Source organism: Devosia sp. 1635 (genome assembly GCF_013185955.1).
Taxonomy (GTDB): Bacteria; Pseudomonadota; Alphaproteobacteria; order Rhizobiales; family Devosiaceae; genus Devosia.
Map to the genome: position 1 here is coordinate 1,278,553 of NZ_JABAOM010000001.1, position 24,610 is coordinate 1,303,162.

22 protein-coding genes are annotated in these 24,610 nt (G+C 62.3%); 13 read left to right on the forward strand and 9 right to left on the reverse strand.

Features of this window, described 5'->3' with window-relative positions; all coding sequences use genetic code 11:
* Window positions 1-34 precede the first annotated feature (34 nt).
* Both HRU92_RS06495 and HRU92_RS06500 read left to right on the forward strand, forming a co-directional pair.
* Window positions 35-490 (forward strand): HIT family protein, encoded by a 456-nt coding sequence (locus tag HRU92_RS06495; protein WP_172123413.1) that lies wholly within the window; start codon window positions 35-37, stop codon window positions 488-490.
* Window positions 423-1,226 (forward strand): YoaK family protein, encoded by an 804-nt coding sequence (locus tag HRU92_RS06500; RefSeq protein ID WP_172123414.1) that lies wholly within the window; start codon window positions 423-425, stop codon window positions 1,224-1,226. Before HRU92_RS06495 ends, HRU92_RS06500 begins: the two co-directional genes overlap by 68 nt.
* Here HRU92_RS06500 and HRU92_RS20845 read toward each other — a convergent pair.
* Window positions 1,144-4,626, reverse strand: a complete 3,483-nt coding sequence (locus HRU92_RS20845; protein WP_172123415.1) for an AsmA-like C-terminal domain-containing protein — start codon at window positions 4,624-4,626, stop codon at window positions 1,144-1,146. The two genes, HRU92_RS06500 and HRU92_RS20845, sit on opposite strands and share 83 nt — an antisense overlap.
* Window positions 4,627-4,767: 141 nt before the next feature.
* Here HRU92_RS20845 and HRU92_RS06510 point away from each other — a divergent pair, with 141 nt between their 5' ends.
* Together HRU92_RS06510 and HRU92_RS20850 are read left to right on the forward strand one after the other, a co-directional pair.
* The gene (locus HRU92_RS06510) at window positions 4,768-5,250 is read left to right on the forward strand and encodes a peroxiredoxin (protein WP_172123416.1); all 483 of its coding nucleotides are present in this window, start codon (window positions 4,768-4,770) and stop codon (window positions 5,248-5,250) included.
* Window positions 5,251-5,312: 62 nt separating this feature from the next.
* Window positions 5,313-6,467, forward strand: coding sequence for a M23 family metallopeptidase (locus HRU92_RS20850; protein WP_172123417.1), 1,155 nt, complete (start codon window positions 5,313-5,315; stop codon window positions 6,465-6,467).
* A 3-nt stretch (window positions 6,468-6,470) separates the two neighbouring features.
* On the opposite strand, the gene prfB is transcribed toward HRU92_RS20850, so the two are convergent.
* A protein-coding gene (gene prfB / locus HRU92_RS06520; RefSeq protein WP_127753197.1) for a peptide chain release factor 2 occupies window positions 6,471-7,599 on the reverse strand; the annotation gives its coding sequence in 2 pieces (ribosomal slippage) (window positions 6,471-7,529 and window positions 7,531-7,599; 1,128 coding nt in all).
* 144 nt (window positions 7,600-7,743) lie between these two features.
* Here prfB and HRU92_RS06525 point away from each other — a divergent pair.
* Window positions 7,744-8,217 (forward strand): cytochrome C, encoded by a 474-nt coding sequence (locus HRU92_RS06525; RefSeq protein WP_127753198.1) that lies wholly within the window; start codon window positions 7,744-7,746, stop codon window positions 8,215-8,217.
* A 14-nt stretch (window positions 8,218-8,231) separates the two neighbouring features.
* Here the strand turns inward: HRU92_RS06525 and HRU92_RS06530 are convergent, their stop codons facing one another.
* From HRU92_RS06530 to HRU92_RS06540, 3 genes are all read right to left on the reverse strand, one after another.
* Window positions 8,232-8,741, reverse strand: coding sequence for a peptide deformylase (locus HRU92_RS06530; RefSeq protein ID WP_172123418.1), 510 nt, complete (start codon window positions 8,739-8,741; stop codon window positions 8,232-8,234).
* Between the two features lie 5 nt (window positions 8,742-8,746).
* Window positions 8,747-11,248, reverse strand: a complete 2,502-nt coding sequence (locus tag HRU92_RS06535) for a penicillin-binding protein 1A (RefSeq protein WP_172123419.1) — start codon at window positions 11,246-11,248, stop codon at window positions 8,747-8,749.
* Between the two features lie 124 nt (window positions 11,249-11,372).
* Complete coding sequence (locus HRU92_RS06540) at window positions 11,373-12,623, reverse strand: N-acetylmuramoyl-L-alanine amidase (RefSeq protein WP_172123420.1); 1,251 nt, start codon at window positions 12,621-12,623, stop codon at window positions 11,373-11,375.
* A gap of 611 nt (window positions 12,624-13,234) precedes the next feature.
* Between HRU92_RS06540 and HRU92_RS06545 the strand changes: the two genes are divergently transcribed.
* Window positions 13,235-16,138, forward strand: coding sequence for a ribonuclease E/G (locus HRU92_RS06545; protein WP_172123421.1), 2,904 nt, complete (start codon window positions 13,235-13,237; stop codon window positions 16,136-16,138).
* A gap of 70 nt (window positions 16,139-16,208) precedes the next feature.
* Here the strand turns inward: HRU92_RS06545 and HRU92_RS06550 are convergent, their stop codons facing one another.
* The gene (locus HRU92_RS06550; protein ID WP_210258545.1) at window positions 16,209-17,354 is read right to left on the reverse strand and encodes an aminotransferase class I/II-fold pyridoxal phosphate-dependent enzyme; all 1,146 of its coding nucleotides are present in this window, start codon (window positions 17,352-17,354) and stop codon (window positions 16,209-16,211) included.
* A 145-nt stretch (window positions 17,355-17,499) separates the two neighbouring features.
* Here HRU92_RS06550 and HRU92_RS06555 point away from each other — a divergent pair, with 145 nt between their 5' ends.
* From HRU92_RS06555 to HRU92_RS06585, 7 genes are all read left to right on the forward strand, one after another.
* On the forward strand, window positions 17,500-18,369 hold the full coding sequence (locus tag HRU92_RS06555) for a DsbA family protein (RefSeq protein ID WP_172123422.1): 870 nt from the start codon (window positions 17,500-17,502) through the stop codon (window positions 18,367-18,369).
* A gap of 80 nt (window positions 18,370-18,449) precedes the next feature.
* Window positions 18,450-18,884, forward strand: coding sequence for a type II 3-dehydroquinate dehydratase (gene aroQ, locus HRU92_RS06560; RefSeq protein ID WP_127753205.1), 435 nt, complete (start codon window positions 18,450-18,452; stop codon window positions 18,882-18,884).
* A gap of 37 nt (window positions 18,885-18,921) precedes the next feature.
* Window positions 18,922-19,410, forward strand: a complete 489-nt coding sequence (gene accB / locus HRU92_RS06565; protein WP_172123423.1) for an acetyl-CoA carboxylase biotin carboxyl carrier protein — start codon at window positions 18,922-18,924, stop codon at window positions 19,408-19,410.
* Between the two features lie 11 nt (window positions 19,411-19,421).
* Window positions 19,422-20,768, forward strand: coding sequence for an acetyl-CoA carboxylase biotin carboxylase subunit (accC, locus tag HRU92_RS06570; protein WP_127753207.1), 1,347 nt, complete (start codon window positions 19,422-19,424; stop codon window positions 20,766-20,768).
* 151 nt (window positions 20,769-20,919) lie between these two features.
* Window positions 20,920-21,552, forward strand: a complete 633-nt coding sequence (gene aat, locus HRU92_RS06575) for a leucyl/phenylalanyl-tRNA--protein transferase (protein ID WP_172123424.1) — start codon at window positions 20,920-20,922, stop codon at window positions 21,550-21,552.
* Window positions 21,549-22,325 carry an APH(3') family aminoglycoside O-phosphotransferase gene (locus tag HRU92_RS06580; protein WP_172123425.1) on the forward strand — a complete coding sequence of 259 codons (777 nt, stop codon included), beginning with the start codon at window positions 21,549-21,551 and terminating at the stop codon, window positions 22,323-22,325. The genes aat and HRU92_RS06580 overlap by 4 nt, the downstream gene beginning before the upstream one ends.
* A 105-nt stretch (window positions 22,326-22,430) precedes the next feature.
* The gene (locus tag HRU92_RS06585) at window positions 22,431-22,793 is read left to right on the forward strand and encodes an SPW repeat protein (RefSeq protein ID WP_172123426.1); all 363 of its coding nucleotides are present in this window, start codon (window positions 22,431-22,433) and stop codon (window positions 22,791-22,793) included.
* On the opposite strand, the gene HRU92_RS06590 is transcribed toward HRU92_RS06585, so the two are convergent.
* The 3 genes from HRU92_RS06590 to HRU92_RS06600 form a co-directional block, all read right to left on the reverse strand.
* The gene (locus tag HRU92_RS06590; RefSeq protein ID WP_164854814.1) at window positions 22,783-23,280 is read right to left on the reverse strand and encodes a GyrI-like domain-containing protein; all 498 of its coding nucleotides are present in this window, start codon (window positions 23,278-23,280) and stop codon (window positions 22,783-22,785) included. The genes HRU92_RS06585 and HRU92_RS06590 overlap by 11 nt on opposite strands.
* 93 nt (window positions 23,281-23,373) lie before the next feature.
* Complete coding sequence (locus HRU92_RS06595; RefSeq protein WP_210259501.1) at window positions 23,374-23,784, reverse strand: DUF2155 domain-containing protein; 411 nt, start codon at window positions 23,782-23,784, stop codon at window positions 23,374-23,376.
* A gap of 33 nt (window positions 23,785-23,817) precedes the next feature.
* Window positions 23,818-24,201 (reverse strand): NADH:ubiquinone oxidoreductase subunit NDUFA12, encoded by a 384-nt coding sequence (locus HRU92_RS06600; protein WP_172123428.1) that lies wholly within the window; start codon window positions 24,199-24,201, stop codon window positions 23,818-23,820.
* Between the last annotated feature and the right edge of the window lie 409 nt (window positions 24,202-24,610).

The window sequence follows — 24,610 nt, forward strand, 5'->3', positions numbered from 1 at the left end:
TCTCGGCTCTTGAGCCGAGCACCTTGCCGGGAGTATGCCAAGGCCATCCACTCCCGCGAGGTACACCGTGAGCACTGCCTACGATCCCAGCAACATCTTCGGCCGCATTCTCCGGGGCGAAATGCCAGCCCACAAGGTTTACGAAGACGACACCGCCTTGGTGATGCTCGATGTGTTCCCCCAGTCACGCGGGCACACGCTGGTTCTGCCCAAGGCTGCCTCGCGCAACCTGCTCGACGCGGATCCGGCCACCCTCTCGGCCGTGATGCCGATCGTGCAGCGGGTGGCTGTTGCGCTCAAGGCAGCGACGGGGGCTGATGGCATTCGCCTCGTCCAGTTCAATGAAGCCCCAGCTGGACAAAGCGTGTTTCACCTGCATTTCCACCTCATTCCCGTCTACGAGGGCGAGGCTTTAGGCGATCATGGCAAGGGTGCTGCTGACGCCGCTGAAATGGCCGGGCTGGCGCAAGAAATCGCCAGCCGACTTTAAGCCGGTGACGCCCGCTCCCAAGCTCGGCCAAGGGCTCTTGCTCACCGGATTGGCCGGGTTCATCGATGCGATCGGCTTTATCGAACTGGGTGGCTACTACACCTCGTTCATGAGCGGCAACACCACCCAATTGGGCAATTACCTGCTCGATACGCCCTCGGCAGCCGCGTTGCTGCCGCTGGGCCTCTTGCTGCTGTTTTTCACTGGCAGCACGGTGGGATCGCTGCTGTCTTTGGCAAGCGAGCGTTTTGGCCCAGCCCTTGTTGCGGCCTTGTTGTTTTCCAGCACAACAGGGGCAATCGCCTTGCACTTTGCCGGCGCCGACTCGCCGCTTTCGATGGGACCCCTGGCGTTTGGCGCAGGCGCCCAGAACGCTTTGTTGTCCCCTGCCGGCTCCGTTCGGCTTGGCGCCACCTTCGTGACGGGAACTCTGTTCGCTGCCGGCCAGGACCTGGCCAAGGCCATCCACAAATTGGCCCCGCGCTGGCGATGGACGCAACACCTCCTGGTTTGGCTTTCCCTGTTGCTGGGTGCCGCCCTGGGCGCGGCATCCTATCAGCGCCTGGGCCCGCTCGCCCTGCTTGCACCCGCGGCTCTCCACGCTGCCTTCTGCCTCGGGCTGGCGCTGCGGCAGCGCAAGGCGGGCCCCCGGCCTAGTCGACCCGTGGCTGCTCGCGCGAGCGGAACTCGAACAATTCGCGGAAGGCTCCGGGCACCAGCGCCGATAGCGGGTTGATGCGGAAATCGGGCTTGGCGAGTGGTCCCTTGACTGCAAAGGTCACGCCCACCAGCCCCTCACCATCACGTCCGCCCAAGAGCGGCCCGAGCAGCGGGATTTTCTGAAACGCGCTGTTGAGCCCGAATAGCGGCACATAGGTGCCCGCCAGATCGTATTGCCGCTGGTCGGTATAGATGAAGCCGCGCATCGTTCCGCCTACGGTGTCGCCGGTCAAAACAGCATTGGTAACCTCGACGCGGTCCGAGCGCCGCACGAAATTGACCATGCCGCGGTCGAAATCCAGCCGGTTCCCGCGCGCGATCACCGCTCGCGAATCCGCGTGGTTGCCAAGCACCTGCGCAACATTGGCCTCGTCCACAATGGAAAAGCCGCGCATGCGCAACTGGCCGAACTCGGCGCCTGCTTCGCTGTCGGTGGTCATGACGAGATTGCCCTCGCCGCCCCCCAGCTGTGAATACACGCCCAGGAGCCGCAGGATCGTTCCGGCATCGCTGAATGCCACCGTCATCGTGCGCCCCTTGGGCGCGGGATTGGTGGTGACCGAAATGGCGTTGTCATCACCAAACTGCGCCGTCAGCCGCGCCCGCCGCATGTCGCTGCCCTTCAGGGACAGGTCCAGATCGAGATTGAAGGCGGTCGTGGCGTAATAACCCAGCGCTCGATCGAGCTCCACGTCGAGCACCAGCGTCTGGTCGAACTCGGTGGTTTGCACCCCCCCGGTGCCTTCATCTAGGCTGAAGAAGCGCTTCAGCATGGGCTTGAGGTCCAATTGGGTACCGCGCACCTGCACGGAATAGCCGCCGTCGATCGGAGCGAGCTTGAGTTGCGCACCATCCCCCTCGCTGAGGCCGAAATCGATGAACTCGGCACTTTGCAGCCCAGCCTCGGCGTCGAACTTGAGGCCACCCTTGAGTTTCACGGTGTCAAAAGCCAGATCAATCCCGAATAGCTCGGTTACACCATCGGTTTGCTTGACGATTGTCTGCAAGGTGCCAGGGACGCCGGCAGCCTTGCTCAACCCCAGATCCCCAATGGTGAGCGCTGCCTCCTTGAGGTCCACCGCGATCTGCAGCGAGCCATCCGGCAGCGGCTGCGCCACAAAGCCAACCTGCCCGCTCATGAACGGCGAGGCATCGAACCCCATGGCGGCCAGGTCCTTCACCTCCACCGTGGAAGCGAGCCGGAACGCCGGCTGAGTTTCCGGCGTGCCGGCAATCTCCAGCTGCGCCTCCATACCGTCTATGTCAGCGGTACCTTGCACCTGATAGCCGTCCTGCGACGCGCTGAAGGACAGCTGCCCGTTGCCGATTGTGCGCTCCTGTATGGCCTGAGTGCTGGCGAAATTGGCGACATTGCCATTGACCACATAGTCGAGGTCCAGCGGCGCGCCGCTTGCTTCATCGGGCAGCTTGATGGTTGCCACAAGCCCCAGATCGATCTGACCCGATAGCGCGGCAAGATCGAGCGGCAGGCTGGCTTGCGCCAGCATTTCGGGCTGCTGTTCCTTGGCCAGGGCAAGCAGGGAGGGAATACCGGCGCTCACATCGCCCGAGATCTCGAGAATGCTTTCTGCGGGATTGGAGTTGTCCATGATCACGGCCGGGTTGCGCACCGCAATCGGCCCGGCCGTGGTCGCGATGGCACCCCCACCAGCCGAAACCGTCAGGTTGGGGCCGCTCAATTGCAATCGCGTTTCGCCATCAATGGCGATATCGGCCATCTCCGGCACTGGCTTGACCACGACGCCGGTGCCAACCATGTCGATCTGCATCGCTTCGGGCGATATCGGCTTGTCCTCGCCACCCACTTCCAGGCTGCCCACCGGAAATTTGAACTTCAGCCGCGCGCGCGTCACCATACCGTCGCTAACATTGGCCACAAACCAGTCACGGCTTTCCGTGCCCAGCATATAGGGCCAGAGGCGTTTCAGGTCGTCCGCACTGACTCCTTGGCCGACAATGGTCATGTCGAGAGCCATGCCGGCCTTGAGGATATCGATCCGGCCGGCGCTTTCGACGATGGCCGCGCCCTTTTTCGCGACGAGCCGGTCGATGCCCGTGGCACCATAAAGTGGCGCCGACCAGCCCGAGAACTCGACGCTGTCGAATGGCTCCGCCGGTGCCGCCATGTCGTTGGGGTGCACGCGGACCTCGCGTGCCTTGATCAGCATGCCGATCGTCGGCCCGAATTCCGCATCCAGGCCGAGCGCAAACGTGCCTGAAACGCGGGCGGAACTCTGGCCGATCTGCAAGGCGGCCTCGTGCAACTCGAACCGGGCGTCCTTTGGCGACCAGGTCACGTCCATGATCGAGCTCGCGACGGGGAAGAACTCGTCCTCGATGCGCATGTCGAGGCCCGTCAGGTCGATCTTGAACGCGCCGTCCACGAGCTTGCCCGTCTCGGGCGCAAAATGCACATCGATGGATAGCGCACCCGCGCCCCGCAGGGCCGCAATGCTTTCAGCGTTATCGACAAAGGGGGCCACGGCCGCAAAATCGATATTGGCAATGTCGGCCTCGAGCCGGGAGCCACCCTTGTCGTCGAGAGTGCGCGACAGGCTCCCCATCATCGTACGCCCTCCCAGGGCGGCCGAGAATGTCCCCCTGGTGTCCTCGCCGCCGGGCGTAGGGCCGATCTCGAGGTTCACGCCGTTGAACTGACGCATCCGCCCGTAAACCGCATCGATCATCTCGACGGTGCCGTCCTTGATCGTCAGCTTGGAGAACCGGCCCTGTTGCGCCTGCTCCACAATGTCGGCCACACCCTTCTCGCTCGCCTCGAGATTGTAGATAAGCCAGTCATTGTCGGACCGCAGCTGCAGCGGCACCGACCCACCCTGAACGTCGACGCCATTGGCGGAAATGTTGACGCTGGGGAACGCATCCTCCCCCTCCAGCACCCTTGCAGTCGTCCCGCCCTGCTCCCCGGCCACTAGCTCAAAGCTCGTGGTGCGCGGCCCAAACAGGTCCTGCACGATCTGGATGTGGGGGCGCACAATGGTGATGGTGGCCCCAGGCTGCCCAACCAGCGCGCGGATCGGCGAGAATCCAATCTCAAGCGCATCCATCTTGACCTTGGCGCCGGTCTTGGCATCCGTCATCAGCACGGGCGAGAACTGCAGCACCGGCCAAACGCCACGTTCAAGCGCCAGCGCCATTCCCCCCAGATCGAGCTTGCTGGTGGGCGGCATGATGGATTGCGCCAGCGCACGCGCCGCTTCACCGCCAAATGGCAGTCGCAGCGGGGTCACCAGCAGCACTAAATACAGAACGATCAGCAGGACGGCTGGCACGCCCAACACCCAGGCGCCCATCTTGGCGGCAAGACGCATAGGATGCCGACGCCGCATTGCGGGGGCTGGACCTGGCGTGTCTTCGAGGGTTGTTGACGCGCTCACTTACATCCAGATCAAGCTCGGCCGATAAGTCTCCCGGCCTCTTGAGAATCAACCGCAAGTGGCGGCTTCTTGCGCGATGATACCGGCTGGAATATGGCACCGGCAGCTACAATCTCGTGGGGAAAACAGGATTTAACCGGCATGCTTGCGCCTGGGGATACCGCTCCCGACTTTACCCTGCCGCTCGACGACGGCACCTCCTTCCACCTTGCCGATCACGGCGGCAAGTTTGTGGTCCTGTTCTTCTATCCGCAGGACGATACCCAAGGCTGCACCAAGGAGAACCTCGAGTTCTCCAACCTGGAGCCGGAGTTCGCCCGAAGCGGTGCTGTCCTTGTCGGCATATCGCCTGATAGTGTGGAAGCGCATCGCAAGTTCCGGGAGAAATTCAGCCTCACGGTGCCACTGGCCGCCGACCCCGAGCGGACCGTGATCGAGCCATTTGGGGTATGGCAGCTCAAGAGCCTCTATGGCCGCCAATTCATGGGCCTCGTACGCACCACTTTCGTTGTCGCGCCTGATGGCCGGGTCGCCGCCGTGCTCCGCGTCACGCGCGTTAAGGGTCACGCTCGAAAGGTTCTCGACCTTCTCGGAAATTTGCAGCCCATTACTTCGGAAAGCTGAGGCTTTTCCGTTTTTTAACCATGCAGGATCATACTCGCTAACCATAAATATGGATCAGCGGAGTGTATGGCGTGCGTAATGGAGCGAGCTTCTCGTCGCCGGGTCGAGCCAAGCCCAAAACGGCTCCCCACGCCGGCATTCGCCCGCTCTGGTTCTACGGCATGTTCACGCTGCTCTTGGCCGGCAATGCCCTGACCGGCACTGCCCTGCTGTTCTCACCCGAGATCGCCAAAGTCCTCAACGGCCAAACCGAACAGGTTATCCAGGCCTACGAGGATCGGATCGCCCAGCTGCGTGTTGAAGTCGACCGTCTCCATTCCCGCTCCTATGCCCAGGCGGGCGACATCAACCTGCAACTGCAGGAACTTTCGCAGCAACAGGAAGTGCTGTTGGAACAGCATCAACTTGTTAAGGTCCTTGTCGACAAAGCCGGCGAGCTTGGCATTCAAACTGCCGCCCTCGGGTCCAGTCCGGGTGATCTGGCGATGGCGGCGCCTACCAACCCCAGCGGAAATCCCGACATCGACGAAACGGCTCGTGCCCTCGCCCAAATGATGGGTGAAACCGAGCACGCCATGACCAGCATCGCCCAGACCGCTACCGAGCGGACGACCAGCATTGTCAACGAGCTGGCCGAGATCGGCATTCGCGTCAGCCTGCCCGATGCCCTTGATGGCGTTGGCGGCCCCCTGCTCGCGCCGAGTGACGGCGACGACGCAGCGCCAATGATCGAGGATGCCAACGCCGTGATGGCAGCGCTGGTGCGCTACAAGGCGGCCCGTGAATCAATCGATGCCGCGCCCATTCACCTGCCCATCGCCGGCACCTACCGCCAGAGCTCAGGCTTTGGCAATCGGCGCGATCCCTTCAGCGGCAAGCGCGCCTTTCATTCCGGGCTCGATTTCGCTGCGCGCTCCGGCACCACCGTACTGAGCGCGGGCCAGGGCGTGGTGACCTTTGTCGGCGTGCGCTCTGGCTATGGTAATGTGGTGGAGGTCACTCATCCCAGCGGCTTGGTGACCCGCTATGGTCACCTCTCCGGCTTCCTTTCCAGCAAGGGCCAGAAGGTGCACACCGGCACCCCTATTGCCAAGGTGGGCTCTACCGGCCGGTCAACCGGCCCGCATTTGCATTTTGAAGTGCGACAAGGCAGCCGCGCCATGGATCCCAAGCAGTTCATGGAAGCCGGCAAGCGCCTGCAGGCGCTGCTCGGCTAACCACTATTTGCCTTCGGCCACGACATCGGTCGCAACGCCAACGCGCTGCGCCAAAGCCGCTTCCATGAACTCGTCGAGATCGCCATCCAGCACCACGGAGGGCTGGCCGCTTTCCACGCTTGTGCGCAGATCCTTGACCATCTGGTAGGGCTGTAACACGTAGGAGCGGATCTGGTGACCCCAGCCGATCTCTGTCTTGCTCGCTGCCTGCGCGTTGGCCGCTTCCTCGCGTTTTTGCAACTCGGCTTCATAGAGACGAGCCTTGAGCATGTTCATGGCCGTCGCGCGGTTCTTGTGCTGGCTGCGCTCGGCCTGGCACGCCACGATGATGCCGGAAGGCACGTGGGTGATGCGGATGGCCGAGTCGGTGGTGTTGACGTGCTGCCCGCCCGCGCCGGACGCGCGATAAGTATCGATCTTGAGATCGCTTTCACGGATCTCGATGTCAATCGAGTCGTCCACCACGGGATAAACCCAGACGCTCGAAAAGCTGGTATGCCGCCGAGCCGCCGAGTCGTACGGGCTGATCCGGACCAGCCGGTGCACGCCGCTTTCGGTCTTGAGCCAGCCATAGGCATTATGGCCCTTGACCAGTATGGTCGCCGACTTGATGCCGGCCTCTTCACCATCATGCATTTCGATGGTTTCGACCTTCATCTTCCGCCGTTCCGCCCAGCGCGTATACATGCGCAACAGCATGTTGGCCCAATCCTGGCTCTCGGTGCCACCGGCACCGGAGTGGATTTCCACATAGCAGTCGTTGGCGTCGACTTCACCCGAAAGCAGAGTCTCGATCTGCCGGCGGCGCGCATTGATGCGCAGCTCGAAGATTGCCTCTTCGGCTTCCTTGACGATCTCGGCGTCGCCTTCGGCTTCGCCCATCTCGATCAATTCGAGGTTGTCGCGGACGCCGTTTTCCAGCTCGTGCACGGCCTTGACCGCCACGTCGAGCTCATCGCGCTCACGCATGGTGACGCGAGCCTTTTCGGGATCGTTCCAGAAGTCGGGTGATTCAGTCTGCGCTGTTAGCGCGTCGAGACGAAGTTGTGCCGTATCCCAGTCAAAGATGCCTCCTCAGCAGGCCCAAAACCTGCTCGATGTCGGCGACGGCTTTTTCGATTTCCGCACGCATGTGAACTATCCTTTTGTGTGGGGCCTCATGTAGCCGTCCACCCCCGCCCAATCAACCCATTGAGCTATCAAAGCGGACTTGCCAAACGGCCTCGCCCGGCCAAGGCTGATCCAGGGGAAGTTCAACATCGCAAGGGAAACGCACATGTTACGCATGGGAGTGTTGCTGGCCGCGGTATTACTGTCGCACGCCGCTTTGGCTGCGGAAGCGGAGCCATCGGTGGAGCATGGCGAGCGGATCGCCCGAATCGGTGGGTGCCATGATTGCCATAGCCCCGGCTATGCGGAAAACGGGGGTCAACTCGATCCCGCCACCGCGCTGATCGGCAGTCCGGTTGGCTACCAAGGGCCCTGGGGCACCACCTATGCCGCCAATCTGCGGCTCACCGCTGCCGAGCATAGCGAAGATGAATGGGTGGCGTATTTGTCTGAACTCGAGACTCGGCCGCCCATGCCTTGGTTCAACCTGCGCCATTTCACCGAAACGGAAATGCGCTCCCTCTACCAGTATATCGTCGCCCTGGGTCCGGTGGGCGAACCAGCGCCTGCCTATGCCCCTCCCGGCACGCCAGCGACAACGCCCTTTATCGTCATGGCGCCACCAAGCATGCCGGAGTAGTCAGCGAGGCGACTTCAACCGGCACGCTGTTCCTTTTTGAACCGGCGCAGCACTGTTTCGCGCTTAAGCCGCGACAGGTGGCTGAGAAAAAACACGCCCTGCATCTGCTCGATCTCGTGCAGGCAGCAGCGGGCGACAAACCCGTCGAAGCGCTGCGTCACTCGATCCCCCGCCGCAGTGTCGTACTCAATCACGGCCCAATTCGGCCGGTTGATCGCCACCTCGATCCCCGGCAAAGATACCGAACCCTCACTGCCGACTTCCGCCTCAGCGCTACACTCGGCAATGCTGGGATTGAACATCACCCGATAATCGCGACCTGATGTGTCCGCCGCAATGCTCACCACGATGACGGGCTCGTTCAGCCCGATATGGGCCGCGGCCAAGCCGTAAGCCTTGGCGGCTTCTGCGGCGGCAAGCAATTGCTCCCCTGCCCGTTCCATCGCCGCGTCGAGGGGCCGCGTTGCTGCGGGCGCCGAAAGCGCCGGATGGGGAAAGCGGACAAACGGCAAGATTCCGGTCACCCCCGTTACTCCGACAGGGATTGCGGGGCCTCATACTCCTGGAAGCGGCCGCTGGGCATGGCTTGGGCGGGCGAATCCTGGAAGCCACCTGAATAAGGTTGCCGATAAGCCTCATAGCCCGGCTGCGGCTGCTGGCTTTGTGCCGTGTTGTAGCCGCCACTTTCGATGCCGATGACCGAGGTCATCAGATTGGGGCCGCTGCCAGGCTTGAAGGCCTCGAGAATAGCCGATTCACCCTGATAGGCCTCGACGCCGGAGTTCGGATTGATCCAGGCCGTGGCCATGCCGGAGGGTACGTTGAATGGCGTCGGCGGCTTGCCCCGCAGGGCGTTCTGCATGAACTCGGTGAAGATATTGACCGAGAACGTGCCGCCGGTCACCGAAGAGCCCATGGAACGCGGCTGGTCATAGCCAACATAAACCCCGACCGCCAGTTCAGGGGTGAAGCCCACAAACCATGCGTCCTTGTAGTCATTGGTAGTGCCGGTTTTGCCAGCCACCGGACGGTTGAGCGCCTTGGCGGCCGTTCCGGTGCCGCGTTGCACGACACCCTCCATCATCGAGGTGATCTGATAGGCCGTCATCGGATCGAGCACCTGCTCACGATTATCCACAATGATCGGCTCGCCCTGCCCCTGCCAGGCCTGCGCCTTGCAGCCTTCGCATACCCGCTCGTCATGCCGGTAAACCGTCATGCCATAACGGTCCTGGATGCGGTCGATCAGCGTCGGCACGATCTTGCGGCCGCCATTGGCGATGGTGGCGTAAGCTGCCGTCATCCGCATATCGGTGGTTTCGCCGGCACCCAGCGCCATCGCGAGCACGGGCTGCATGGAGTCATAAACGCCGAACAGGCGGGCATATTCTGCCACCAGCGGCATGCCGAGATCCTTGGCCAGTCGAACCGTCATCACGTTTCGGCTGCGCTCGATGCCGCGCCGCAGCGTTTGCGGGCCATAGAACTGCTGCGCATAGTTTTCCGGCCGCCAAACCGAGCCATCCGAATTGCGGATTTCTACCGGTGCGTCGAGCACCACCGATGCGGGCGTATAGCCATTATCGAGCGCAGCGGCATAAACGATCGGCTTGAACGAGGAGCCGGGCTGGCGCAGGGCCTGGGTCGCGCGGTTGAACTCGCTTTCCGCGAACGAAAAACCGCCCACCATGGCGAGCACCCGGCCGGTGCGCGGGTCCATCGCCACCAATGCGCCCTCGATCTCGGGCAGTTGCTCGAGCGTGTAAATCCCGTCCTTGCCCGCGACCGGGGAAACATAAACCACATCCCCAACCTTGAGGATGCTCGACAGCGGCTTGGACACCCACTTGATCTCGGGTCCGGACAGCACAGCTTCCGTCCGCTCGTCCGAAATGGCGCCGTCGACGTCATCGGCGGGTCGCAGCCCGATCCGGGCCTGGTTGCCATTCATCTCGAGCACCACGGCAAGCCGCCACTCCGGCACGTCGCGGAGCGGCTGGATCTTGGCAACATCCAGGCCCCAGTCCTCGCCGATCTCGATGCTGGCAACCGGCTCGCGGAATCCCTTGGAATGATCAAACGCGATCAGCCCGTCCATCAGTGCCCGGCGGGCATATTCCTGCAGCTTGGGCTCAAGCGTCGTGCGCACGGACAAGCCGCCGCCATAAAGCTGGTCCTCGCCATAAAGCTTGGCCAGCTCGCGACGCACTTCCTCGGTGAAATATTCCGCCGAGTACAACTGGCTGCCCGAGGCCCGTGGAATGACGTTGAGTGGCTCCGCCTTCGCAGCGGTCGCTTCTTCGGGCGTCACATAGCCGTTCTCGACCATGCGATCGATTACCCAGTTCCGGCGCTGTACGGCCGCCTCGGGTCGCCGGAATGGGTGGTAATTATTCGGGCCCTTTGGGAGGGCAGCGATATAGGCCGCTTCGCTGAGCGTGAGTTGGTAGAGCGCCTTGTCGAAATAGTTCAGCGCCGCTGCAGCCACGCCATAGGAGTTCAGCCCGAGGAAAATCTCGTTGAGATAGAGTTCGAGGATCCGATCTTTGGAGAACGTCGATTCGATGCGCACGGCCAGCAGCGCTTCCTGGATCTTGCGGTCCCAGGTCTGCTCCGAGCTCAGCAGGAAATTCTTGGCCACCTGCTGGGTAATGGTCGAGGCGCCCACCATCGGGCCACTGCCGCCATCCAGCTTTTGCAGCAGGTTATCACGCACGGCGCGCACCACGCCATCGATCGCGATGCCGCCATGACGGTAGAAATCCTTGTCCTCGGCCGACAGGAACGCGTTCACCAGCAGCGGCGGCACGGTCTCGATCGGCTGGAACAGCCGGCGCTCGCGCGCATATTCAGCCAAGAGCGTGCCATCGGCGGCATGAACGCGCGTTGTCACGGGCGGCTGGTAGTCCTTCAGCACGGTGTAATCGGGCAGCTGGGCCGTAACCATGGTCAGATAGACTGCCGCGAGCGCCAGCACCCCCAGCACCGCGAACATTCCAAAACTAAACAGCCAGCCAAGCAAGCGCAGCATATACAAAAAGTCTCCAGGGCTTGCGGCCCGATGTGTCAGGAATCATAGCAGACGTAAGCTGTGTTGGGGATCACGACCGCGCAAACCCCGCATTGGGACGCGCAGCCGTCACCTCAAAGTCACATCATTGCGGCGGCGCTATGCTGTCAAAATATGTCGAAATCCCGCGCGCTAGAGCCGTGGCGGTCCGATCCTGCCAGTCCGACTCCATCAGATTGGCGATGTCAGTGGCATTGCTCAAAAAGCCTAGCTCGATCAACACCGAGGGAACATCAGGCGCCTGCAGCACGAAAAAGTCAGCCTGCCGCAGCGGAAATTTCCGCAACGCCACGCTTGGCTCGAGCTGGTGCACGATGGCCTGCCCAGCCATATAGGACTGCACCCGCATTTCCCGGCGCATCAGGTCAACCAGGATATCCACGACCTCTGGTGCCATTTGCGGGGGCGCAAAGCCGGCGATCACATCGGTCTTGTTCTCGGTATCGGCTAGGACCTTATCGAGCACGTCCGTGGCATTCTCGTCGCGTGTATAAACGCTGGCGCCACGGATTTCGGGCTGCTGGAAACTGTCGGCGTGAATGGAAAGAAAGAGATCTGCCTTGTTGGTGCGCGCCAGCGCGACGCGTTCTTCCAGCCGCAGGAAAGTATCGTCCTCGCGCGTCAGCGCCACGTCGAACCGGCCCGATTCCACCAGCAATTCCTGCAGCCGCAGAGCAAAAGAAAGGACGATGTCCTTTTCTTTGACCCCGTTGGGAGTTTCCGCCCCGCTATCGATCCCACCATGGCCCGGGTCGATCACCACCAGCGGCCGCGTCACCACCGGCAGCTCAGTGCCCCCTGGAGGCGTGGACGCCGCCGGGGCCGCTTCCGTGGTGCCGGTGATGTCACGCGCCGCATTTGCCGCGAACTCTTCGGGCGTGGCGGGAATGATGTCCACCACCAGCCGAGCCGGCTGGTCCTCGAAGGCATCGAGCACATAGGCTTGCTGGACTTGGGCCGGAGCAGCCAGCGTCAGGGTGGTACGAACCCGGTCAGCTGCCGCCTGCTCCACAAGATAGCCCGACACCAGCCCTTCCCCCGCAGGCGTGCCGGATGGCTCGGCGAGCGAAAAGGTCGCCGCCCGCACATCGATCGCCAGCCGGTTAGGATCGCCCAGCGAGACCAGGGCGAAGTCGGTCCGGCCCGCGAGGTCAACCACGAGCCGCGCGCGTTCGGGCGTCGAGCTGACGCGCACCTCCATCACATTGGGTAGCGCTGCTGGTGCGGCCGGAGTTGCCGTCGCCGGCGGCTCCTGCGCCAAGCTGGCAATTGGCGCTACGCCCAACGCTCCCAAAAGAATGCAGAACAGCGCGAGCGCACGGAGGGGTTTAAACAAATGCGGACAGGCCTTATCTATAATTTAGGCGCGCAGATGCCATCGCTTTGAAGCGATTCTGCGGCATTTCCTTTATGCGCTGTTTCGGCCCAATGGCCAAGAACAGCTCGTCCGAGGTGGCTGATCAGCCGCTCGGCAGTTTGGGACTTTCCTGTTGCTAATCGGACGCAACGGCCCTACACGCTATGAGGTGAAGTGCAAGCTTCCTGCATGACGGTTCCGGTGCCCTAAGGCACTGCAAACGTAAGCCGGAAGGGCTCGGGACACAGGCGCAGAATACGCCTGACACCCCGATCAGATGCGGCAAATCCAGCGCTTCTCTATGAATTTCGGTTCTGATGAACCGGACGGCTGGGACCGGCGCTCTGCCCCACTCAGTCCAAAAGGAAGAGGTCATATGGCCCGCAGGCGAACAGAACGTGGTGTGATCGACGAAACCGGTCGCCGTTTTGCTTTGCTGCCATTTTCGGCCATGACCTGCACTGCCGGCGCCCCGACCAGCCTGGTCCCGCGCGCCACCCCCCTTAAACCACTCGCCTCGCATTGCGCCACTCGGAGATTGCCACCTGTTGGGCAGCCTCTTGTCGGCGCGCGAGTGCGCGGAGCTCATAATGGCTACAAAGAGAATGCTGGTGGATGCCATCCACCCGGAAGAAACGCGGATCGTCGTCACTGCGGGTAACCGCATCGAAGAGTTCGATTTCGAATCGGCAACCCGCCGCCAGTTGCGCGGCAATATCTATCTCGCCAAGGTCACCCGCGTGGAGCCTTCGCTCCAGGCAGCCTTTGTCGAATATGGCGGCAACCGTCACGGTTTCCTCGCCTTCAGCGAAATCCATCCCGATTACTACCAGATCCCCGTTGCCGATCGCGAAGCCCTCCTCGCCGAAGAGCAGGAGGAAGAAGTTTCCGACGAGGCGGCCGCCGATGAAGGCGCAGCCCCCGAGTCCGTCAGCGAACCCGCTGAAGAAGCGGGCGAAACATCTGAAACATCCGACGCTGCCGAGGGCGACGACAGCCATATCGAGCAGGCGCCGGCCAATAACGAGCCGGTGGAAAGCGTCGGCGGTGCCGATGCGCTTGAGGAAGTGCCGGAGCGCCGCCGCTCATCGAGCAATAACCGCCGCCACTACAAGATCCAGGAAGTGATCAAGCGCCGCCAGGTCATGCTGGTGCAGGTGGTCAAGGAAGAGCGCGGCAACAAAGGCGCGGCTCTGACCACCTATCTGTCGCTCGCCGGCCGCTATTCCGTTTTGATGCCAAACACTGCTCGCGGTGGCGGCATCTCGCGCAAGATCACCAATGCGGCGGATCGTAAGCGCCTCAAGGAAATCACCTCCGACCTGGAAGTGCCGCAGGGCATGGGCGTGATCCTGCGCACGGCCGGTGCTTCGCGCACCAAGGCCGAGGTCAAGCGCGACTTTGAATATCTGATGCGCCTTTGGGAATCGGTGCGCTCGCTCACCCTCAAGTCGCAGGCTCCCTGCCTCGTTTATGAAGAAGGTTCGCTGATCAAGCGCACCATTCGCGACCTCTACAACAAGGACATCGACGAAGTGTTCGTCGCTGGCGAGGACGCCTTCATCGAAGCGCGCGACTTCATGCGCATGATCATGCCGAGCCACGCCAAGAACGTCGTGCTCTACAAGGAAGATCAGCCGCTTTTCTCTAAATACGGCATCGAAGCGCAGCTCGATTCCATGTTCTCGCCAACCGTGACCCTGCCGTCGGGCGGCTACCTCGTCATCAACCCGACCGAGGCGCTGGTTTCCATCGACGTCAACTCGGGGCGCTCCACCAAGGAGCACAATATCGAGGACACCGCGCTCCAGACCAATCTGGAAGCAGCCGAAGAAGTGGCCCGCCAGCTCCGCCTGCGCGACCTTGCCGGCCTCATTGTCATCGACTTCATCGACATGATGGAGAACCGCTCCAACCGGGCTGTCGAGCGCAAGCTCAAGGACTGCCTCAAGGACGATCGCGCCCGTATCCAAGTTGGCCGCATCTCCCATTTCGGTCTCATGGAAATGAGCCGCCAGCGCATCCGCTTTGGCGTGGTGGAAAGCTCCACCCACAAATGCCCGATCTGCGACGGCACGGGTCTGGTGCGCTCCACCGAATCCATGGCGCTGATGATCATGCGCCACATCGAAGACCATGTGATGCGCAAGCAGGGCCAGTCCATCAATGTCCGGCTGCCCATCGAGGTCGCGCTCTACATCCTCAACTTCAAGCGTGAAACCCTGACCGCGCTGGAGCAGCGCAATAACCTCTCCATCACCATCACCGCCGATGGCAAGATGACCGGCCAGCAGTTCGCCATCGAGAAGGGTGAAGCCCGCGTTTCCGCCTATGCTGAAACCCGTGCTGTCGAGCATGTGCGGGTCGATACCGCCACCATCGACGATGCCGATGACGAGATCATCGAGGACGAGGCTGACGAGGCCGAAGACCAGCCCGTGTCGGCTGGCGAAGTTGGCGAAGGCGAGCCCTCGCGCAAGCGCCGCCGTCGCCGCCGCCGCGGTGGTGAACGTGGCGACGATAATGGTGGTCGCCCCGCTCAGACCCGTTTGGCTGCGCCCATTGACGAAGCCGAGCTTGAAGACGCTTCCGCCGCAAGCAGCGAAGCCGAGGAAGCCGGGGCGGAGCCTGAGAGCGTGCGTGAAGCCGTCGGCTTCGCTGCCGATGAGGGCAGCGAGGAAGAGCGCCGCAAGCGTCGCCGTCGTGGCCGCCGTGGTGGTCGCCGCAATCGGCGTGAACTGGAAGCCGAAGCCGGTGTCACGGAAGCTGTGCCAGCTGGTGAGGCCGAACTGAGCATGGAAGCGGTTGCGGAAGTCGCCGACGTCCTCCTGGCCCAGGAAGAGATCGCGACGGGCGAGCCGACCCTGACTGAAACTCCAGTTGAAGTGCCGGTGGAGCCAACAGCGGAAGCGGCGGCAGAAATCCCTGCCGAAAAGCCTAAGCGCGGCCGTCGCAAGAAGGTCATCGAGACCGAGGAAAGCGATCCGGTGCCGGCCGAAGCCGACGCAAGCGCTGAACCTGCTGCCGTCGCGACCGGAGAAGCTGCGGCTGCGCCCGAAAAGCCCAAGCGCAAGCCTCGCGCCCGCAAGCCCAAGGCCGAAGCTGCAGCAGCTGAGCCCGAAACGGTGCAAGAAGCGGCTCCCGTTGTCGCCACCGAGCCGGCTTCCGAAGCTGCAGCGGAAGCGCCATCTGTACCGGCATCGGAAGCGCCAGGCCTTGAGCCGGTCGCCGTTGCGGAAACAGACGCACCGACCGAGGCCCCGGCCGAAGTCGAGCTTGCCGCCCCGGCGGAGCCACTGCCGGAGCCCGCCGCTGAGGCAGCGCCCGACGCTTCGGCTTCAGCCGAGCCCGCCCGCACCCGCCGGACGCGCAAGGAGCTGCCTGAGGAAGGCGTCGTAGTCTCCTCGAGCACCCCTCGTCCTGAGGGTGAGCCGGACAAGCAGCCTGAAAAGAAGAAAGCCGGTTGGTGGCAGCGCCGCCTCGGCCTTGGCTAGAAACTACAAAGGCGGCCCTCGGGCCGCCTTTTTCACATCTAGGGCTGACAAAATACCGCGTTTTCAGCGCTCATCGGAGTGCCTTGGCCATGCGCTCGAGCGCCAGTTCGATGCTTTCGCGTTTACCGGCATAGCTCAGACGCACATAGCCCTGTCCGCCGACGCGGTCGAAATCGATGCCCGGCGTGATCGCCACCCCGGCCTCTTCCAGCATCCGCTCGCAGAACTCCAGGGAGTCATTGGAGAACTTGGCGATCCCTGCATAGGCATAGAACGCCCCGTCCGAGGGCTCGCCCAGGGCAAAGCCCAGCGTGCTCAGGCCGTCATGCAGCAGTCCGCGATTGGCCGCGTAGCCCGCTTTCTGCTCTTCCGAATACTCCCGCTCACCCAAGGCGACGGTAGCGGCGATCTGACTCAGCGTCGGGGCCGAAATAAACAGGTTCTGCTGCAGGATTTCGGTACGTCGGATCAGGTCCTCCGGCATCACCATCCAGCCAATCCGCCAACCGGTCATGCAGTAATATTTGGAAAAGCTGTTGATCACGACAGCATCGCGCGTCAGCTCCAGCGCGCTGACCGAAGGTCCGCGATAATCAAGCCCATGATAGATTTCGTCCGAGATCAGCCGCACGCCGAGCCGGGCGCAGGTGTCAACGATGTCGCGCAGCCCTTCCCGGTCCACCGTTGCCCCTGTCGGATTGGCTGGGCTCGCAAACAGCAGTCCCTCAAAGGGCGACGCGGCATGGGTGGCGGCAATCTCCGCACCAGTTAGGCGCCAGCCATTGGCAGCGGTGAGCGGAATTTCAGCCACCCCGAACCCCAGCCCCAGCAGCGTGTTCACATAGGCCGGATAGCCCGGCCGGGTAATGGCAATGCGAGCCCCCGGCCGAAAAGCAGCGTGAAACGCCAGAATGAACCCGGCCGATGACCCCATGCTCGCGAGAATCAGGTCCGGATCTACGGATACGCCATGCTGGGCCGAGTAATAGGCCGACAGTCCCTCGCGCAGTTCCGCCAACCCTTTAGCATTGGTATAGCCCTGCGCCCGCGGCAAGGCCTTGGTGACGGCTTCGATCACCTTCGGCGCCGGCGGCGAGCCCGGCTCGCCCAATTCGAGGTGACAAACCGTCCGGCCCGTCGCCTCCATGGCTTTGGCGCGCTTGAGAATTTCCATGGCTTGGAACGGCATCAAGCCGTCTGGTGCTGGGTCGGACATGAATGAGCTCCTGCTGTGGGTTTGGCCTATCCTGTTCTGGCCGCGCTCTCAACCAAGTGATGCGCCAGCCACGGGCCGTTTACGCGCCGCTGTAATATTGCTTGGTGTCTGCTAAAAGGCGCAGCGTCCTGCTTCGGAGTCGTCCATGCCTCGCCTCACCCTTGCTCTTGTTGCCCTGGTCGGCGTCCTGGCTGGCGCTTTGGGCTACTCCATGTGGAGCCGCCCGGCTCCACAAACCGATGCAGCCGCGGTTCGCGCCATTGTCGAAACGGCCCTGGCCGAGCGCGAGGCCGCAACTCCACCACCGGTCCCTGCCGCTGCTCCCGCTCTGGCTGAGCTTGATCCTGCCCAGCTCAACCCGCTCATTGAAAACTACCTGATGAGCGACCCGACGATCCTGCAGCGCCTCTCGACCGCTCTCGACACCAAGCTGCGCACCGCCGAGCGCGAACAAGCCACCACGGCCATCGCCAGCATGCGCGAAGCCATCTTCAACGATCCCGGCCAGGTCGTACTCGGCAATCCGGAGGGCGACGTCACCCTGGTCGAGCTCTTCGACTACAACTGCGGTTATTGCCGCAGTGCCCTGCCCGACCTCGCCACGCTTCTGGCGGAAGATCCCAATCTGCGCGTCGTGCTCAAGGAATTCCCGATCCTGTCCAACGAATCGATGGATGCCGCCCGGATCGCCGTTCTGGTGGGCCGGGAGGATGTGGATTATTGGCGCTTCCACGAGGCCCTCTTCACCACGCGCGGCCAGGTGGACAAAACCGCAGCCCTCGCTGCGGCCGCTGATCTTGGCCTCAGCCCGGTCAACCTTGAGCTGCAGATGAACGAGGAAACGGTCGCCCAGACGATCAAGACCTCCTACGAAATCGCCCAGGCGCTCAACATCACCGGCACGCCCACCTACATCATCGGCAATGAGGTCATTCCGGGCGCCATCGGCATTGACGAGCTGCGCAGCCGCATCCGCAACATGCGCGCTTGTGGTGAAAGCCAGTGTGAAGGCTGACGCCGCCTTTTGCCTTTTGCCGCCGAGTCGTGTAACCGACGAACTTCCGGCCCTCAACCGCCGGTGCAAAGGCGACCTTCATGGCTAAGCGCGTACTCGTACTCAACGGACCCAATCTCAATCTTCTGGGCATCCGCGAGCCCGGCATCTACGGCTCCAATACCCTCAAGGATATTGAGAACCTGTGCCGGGATACGGCGACCGAACTCGGCCTCAGCGTCGATTTCCGGCAGTCCAATCATGAAGGCGAGCTGGTCACCTGGATTCAGGACGCGCGCGCCACGGCCGATGCCATCCTGATCAACCCGGCCGCCTATTCGCACACGAGCCTGGCCATTGCCGATGCCCTCAAGGCCGTCGGCTTGCCGGTAGCCGAAGTCCACCTTTCCAATATTCACCAGCGTGAGCCATTCCGGCACCATTCCTTTGTCTCAGCCGTTGCTGTGGGTGTGCTTTGCGGCTTTGGGGCGCTCGGCTATAAGCTGGCGCTCCAGGCACTGGCTGAAAAACTGTAAACAACGATCGACGCGCAAGCGCGGGAGACCAACAAGAATGAGCAAGTCATCGCAAGTGGATCAGGATCTGGTCCGCGCCATCGCCGAACTCCTCAACAAGGAAAATCTCGCCGAGATCGAGATTGAACAAGAAGATTTCCGCGTCCGCGTCACCCGGTCCTACGCCAGCGAGACGGTCACCTACGCAGCCCCGCCGCAATACGCGCCTGCGCCAGCAGTGGCCATTCCGCTGGCCCCTGCCGGCTCCGTGCCGGCTGCTGCGCCCGCCGCGATTGAGGACCTCGCCTCCAATCCCGGCACCTTGACTTCGCCCATGGTCGGCACCGCTTACCGCTCGCCCGAACCCGGCAAGCCCGCCTTTGCCGAAGTTGGCTCCAAGGTCACCGAGGGTCAGACCCTTTTGATCATCGAAGCCATGAAAACCATGAACCAGATCCCCGCCCATCGCTCCGGCACTGTTGTCCGCATCCTGGTGCAGGACGCGCAGCCGGTGGAATACGGCGAGCCGCTCGTCGTCATCGAATAGGAGGCGGCCCCGTGTTCCAGAAGGTTCTGATCGCCAATCGCGGCGAGATCGCGCTGCGCATCCTGCGCGCCTGCAAGGAGCTGGGCATCCAGACCGTTGCGGTTCACTCCACCGCCGATGCCAATGCCATGCATGTGCGCCTCGCCGATGAAAGCGTCTGCATTGGCCCCCCCGCCGCCAAGGACAGCTATCTCAACATCCCCTCGATCATGGCCGCCTGCGAGATCACCGGCGCCGATGCAGTGCATCCCGGCTATGGCTTCTTGTCCGAGAACGCTCGCTTCGCTCAAATTTTGACCGAGCACAACGTCACCTTCATTGGCCCTTCCGCGCACCATATCGAGATCATGGGCGACAAGATCACGGCCAAAAAGACCGCCGTTGAGCTGGGCATTCCCGTTGTGCCGGGTTCCGCCGGCGCCGTCGAGAACGATGAGGACGCCATCTCCACGGCGGCCGAAATCGGCTATCCCGTGCTGATCAAGGCCACCGCCGGTGGCGGCGGGCGCGGCATGAAGGTCGCCCATAGCGAAGCCGAACTGCTGGTGGCTTGGTCCACGGCCCGCTCGGAAGCCAAGGCCGCTTTTGGCAATGATTCCGTTTACATGGAAAAATACCTGGGCAAGCCGCGCCACATCGAAGTGCAGGTGCTGGGCGATGGTCAGGGCAACGCCGTTCATCTGGGCGTGCGCGACTGCTCGCTGCAGCGCCGCCACCAGAAGGTCTGGGAAGAAGCGGGCGGCCCGACCATCCTGCCTGAGGAACGCGACCGGATCGGCGAGATTTGCGCCGCAGCCATGCGCAAGCTCAAATACTCCGGCGCAGGCACGGTCGAGTTCCTCTACGAGAATGGCGAGTTCTATTTCATCGAAATGAACACCCGCCTTCAGGTGGAACACCCCGTCACCGAGCGCATCACCGGCATCGACATCGTCTATGAGCAGATTCGCGTCGCCTCGGGCGAGGCGCTCTCGATGACGCAGGACAAGATCAACTTCTATGGCCACGCCATCGAAGTGCGGATCAATGCCGAGGACCCGCAGACCTTTGCTCCCTCGCCCGGCACAATCACCTTCTACCACCCGGCCGGTGGCGTGGGCGTGCGCGTCGATTCTGCCGTTTACCAGGGCTACAAGATCCCGCCCTATTACGACTCGCTAATCGGCAAGCTCATTGTCTACGGCCGCACCCGCGAGGAATGCCTGCAGCGCTTGCGCCGCGCCGTCGATGAATTCGTCATCGATGGGGTCAAGACCACCCTGCCCTTGTTCCAGCGCTTGATCAAGGAGCCGGAAATCCTGGCTGGCGACTACGACATCCACTGGCTCGAAAAATACCTCGCCGCCAACAAGGTCTAGACTTCAAGCCCTCGTGGTCCGGCGCTGGGTGGCGCATTGACCATGGGGGCTTTTCTACCGCCCTGTTATAGGGGCTATGGTCTGGTGCGAGTTCTTCACGAGCCTCGAACCACGGGGCGGGCACACCGCTCCAGGAGTTGCAGCCACACAAATGCCGCGCCGTCCTGACCCGTTCAGCATCGAGATCACCCCGGAGTTGATCATCCGGGCTTATCGCGCGGGCATATTTCCCATGGCGGAGGACGCCGCCGACAAGGACGTGTTCTGGGTCAGCCCGGAAATGCGCGGCATTATTCCGCTGGATGGTTTTCATCTTTCCGCCAGCCTGCGCAAAGCGATCCGCAAATCCCCCTTCACCATCCGCGTTGATACCGATTTTCCCGCCATCATCGAAGGCTGTGCCACCGTGGGTAAGGATCGGCGCAGCACCTGGATCAACGCCACCATCCGCTCGGTTTATGGCGAACTGTTCCGTCGCGGCATTGCCCACACTGTGGAAGTGTGGGATGGGCCGGACCTGGTGGGCGGCCTTTATGGCCTCGCTATCGGTGGCGCATTCTTTGGCGAATCCATGTTTCACCGCGCCACCAATGCCAGCAAGATGGCCCTCGCCCATCTGGTGGATCGGCTCAATGCAGGCGGCTTCACACTGCTCGACACCCAGTTTGTCACCGATCACCTGGCATCGCTCGGCGGCATCGAAATTGCGCGGGCAGATTACGAGGAGCGCTTGGGCAATGCGCTTCTCCTGCAAGGCGACTGGCACGCGATTGACCGCCAATGACCATACCTGCGGACCTTCCCCCGAAATTCGCTGATCTGGCCGCACGCGACTGGACACCGATCACCATCGGCAAGTCCGGTGCGCGGGTCTGGCGCATCGCCCTCAGCGATGGCAACGCGGTTTTCCTCAAAAGCGAAGCCAACCATCCGCTGGCGGAACTGCCTGGGGAGATCGACCGCCTTGGCTGGCTCACCCGCATGGGCTTCAAGGCGCCGCGCATCGTCGACACGGATGAGACCCAGGGCGGACTATGGCTGCTCATGACTGCGGTGCCCGGCCAGGATCTTACCCATTGGATGGTGGACAAAGCCGAGTTTGTCCGCATCTACGCTCAAGGCTTGCGGCGGCTGCACGCCCTGGATCCCCGCACCTGCCCATTCGACCATAGCCTCGATCAGCGCCTCGCCGCCGCACAGGCCCAGGTTGCGGCCGGCCTTGTCGACGAAACCGACTTCGGGCCCGACCAGCAGGGGTGGAGCGCAGGGGCTGTGCTCGACTGGTTGCACCGCAACAGGCCCACCAGCCGCGACAGCATCGTCACTCACGGCGATGCTTGCGCGCCCAACATTCTTGCGTCTGATGGGCGCTTTTCTGGCATGGTTGATTGCGCTCGGTTGGGCGTGGCCGATCTTTGGCAGGACCTGGCGCTAGCCTGCCGCAGCATCCAGTACAATATTGGCGAGGAACGTGTCGCCCAATTCCTCGCCAGCTATGGCGCCGAATGGGACGAGGTCCGCTACCGCTACTACAATGCGCTCGACAACCTGTTCTAGCGGCAAGCAACAAGCACAGCTGCCATAACATGGTCTAAGCGCTGCGCTGCTTGCGGAACTTAGGTCCCCCGCTCCAGTTGACGCCAAACAACCGGAGAACTGACCATGATTCCAACTCGCGTCCATGGCGTCATCGACTATATCGTCGCTATTGTTCTGATCCTCGCGCCCTATATTCTCGGCTTTGCCGATGGAACGGCGGCCCAATGGGTGCCGATGATCTTGGGCGTTACCGCGCTCATCTACAGCCTGCTCACCCGCTACGAGCTGAGTATTGCCAAGCTCATCCCCATGCCGGTGCATCTGGGCCTCGACATTGCCAGCGGTCTGCTGCTGGCAGCTTCGCCATGGTTGTTCGGCTTCGCCGATCGGATCTGGTGGCCCCATGTGCTGATCGGCGTAATGGAGATCGTGATCCCCCTGCTGACTGCCCGCCACAGCAGCATCGAAACTACTGTCAGGGCTTGAGCTTAAACGCCAGCGTGGTCACCCAATCCTCCGGGTTGGGGACCTCGCTCGGATCGGTCTCGTAGATCTCTAGCCGACAGGCGAAATGATCCCCTTCGGCTTTCTCGACCATGTCGAACTCGAGGCCCACCAACCTCGTCCAGCCGATCAGCATGGCCGTTACCTGCTCGAGTGCATCGTAGTGGCCGTGCCAGTCCAGGGTCACATAGCGCCCCGCCGGCAACACGCCGAACCTTACGCCATCTGCCTCCTGCCCGGGCTGCGCCACGGGCACGCCAGCCTCGACATCGAGGGTCTCGGCCATGTTGATGCGGCGATAATTGTAAAAGGGCGCAGAGCTGGGGGCGATGCCCTGTTCGCCTAGAAAACCGAACAGCTTCGGAAATCCCTGGTCGGCCGGGAGTTTCATCTCATCCATTCGGACCCGGAACGGTAGATAGGCATAGGCCTGTTCAGGCCGTTCAACGATCTGGGGCAAGCTCAGCATCGTGTTCTCCTGGTTTGATCAGGAACAGGACGCGCGTGGACCTGCCAAGCCGACAGGCCCGCCACAAGAATTGCAGCCCAGGGGAATTTTATCTTAGCGCGCGTCCGGCGGCGGTACATCGGTGGAGGTTTTGCACTCCACCAGCCAAACATCATAAACCGCATGGTCCACGGCGTTGAGCGCCGGGCTGTCTGCAAACATCCAGCCGGTGAAAATGCGCTTGCTCACGCCCTGCAGGCTGCGCTGCTCCACTTCCAAGAATGCGGAGGTGCGTTGCTGGGTTTCGGTTGGCGCCCGGTTGTAGCAAACGCGCGGCGTGATCTCGAGCGCGCCGAACAGCACGGTTTCGTCGACATAAACGTCAAAGCGCGTGATGCGCCCGGTGATCTTGTCGAGCCCGGCAAAGGTCGCGACCGGATTGGCGATGGGCTGGGCGACGGCCGACCCTGGCACGGCGAGCACCAGAATGGTGCCGAGCACGGCGATTCGGCGCCAAAGGCGCAGTGGCTCTAAATCAGTGAAGCGCAAAGTCTCGGCCTATTCAGGCGACCAGGCTTCATAGTCACCCGTCACCCGGGGACGCTCGCCCGATTTGAGCAGGCTGCCATCGGGACGGTAAGCCTCGGCCGTGCCGGTCATGTTGCGCTGGTGCGGCTTTTCCCAGGCATGGGGGGTGTAGGTGTCTTGGGTGGGCGGCAGGTCCGTGCGCCCGTGCATCCAGCCATACCAGCCTGGGGGAATGTTCGAGGCATCGGCTGGCCCGTTATAGGTCACGTAGCGCCGATTGCTCTTCTTGTCCTTGTAGTAGCGGTTGCCGAACTGGTCCGTTCCCACGAACTCGCCGTGCCGCTTCAGCCACAGCCTGGTGCCCCAGGTCTGGCCGTGCCACCAACGGAAAATCTCAAGGAGAAAGTCTTTCATCGGGCGTTCCACATCAGTCTTGTGCCCGCGTTGGGGCTGCAGTGCCTTTACCATGCTGCATATGGCGACACTAGGGTTTCGTGCGGGGAACAAGAACGCTCGGCAAACACAAGGCCCCCCCTGCTCCGCACAGCTCGATTTTTTGCCATTGACTCCCGTGCGGTCCAGAGTCGCAGCCAGCCGGCATTTCGGTAAGCCCTTAGGACTCCTGACTATTCGCTCAATCGAGCCCGAACGCGGCGTCCTTATCATCATCCATTAACGATTTGATAACGGTTTCGCGAACCCCCGGTTTTCCTCGTTTTTCACAGGCTGGTACTATATATAGATCAGTGCCAGCAGCTCACGCACAAGCTCTAGCGAATTTTCTCCCGTCGACAGCTTCGCGGGAGATGGTATCGATGACCCA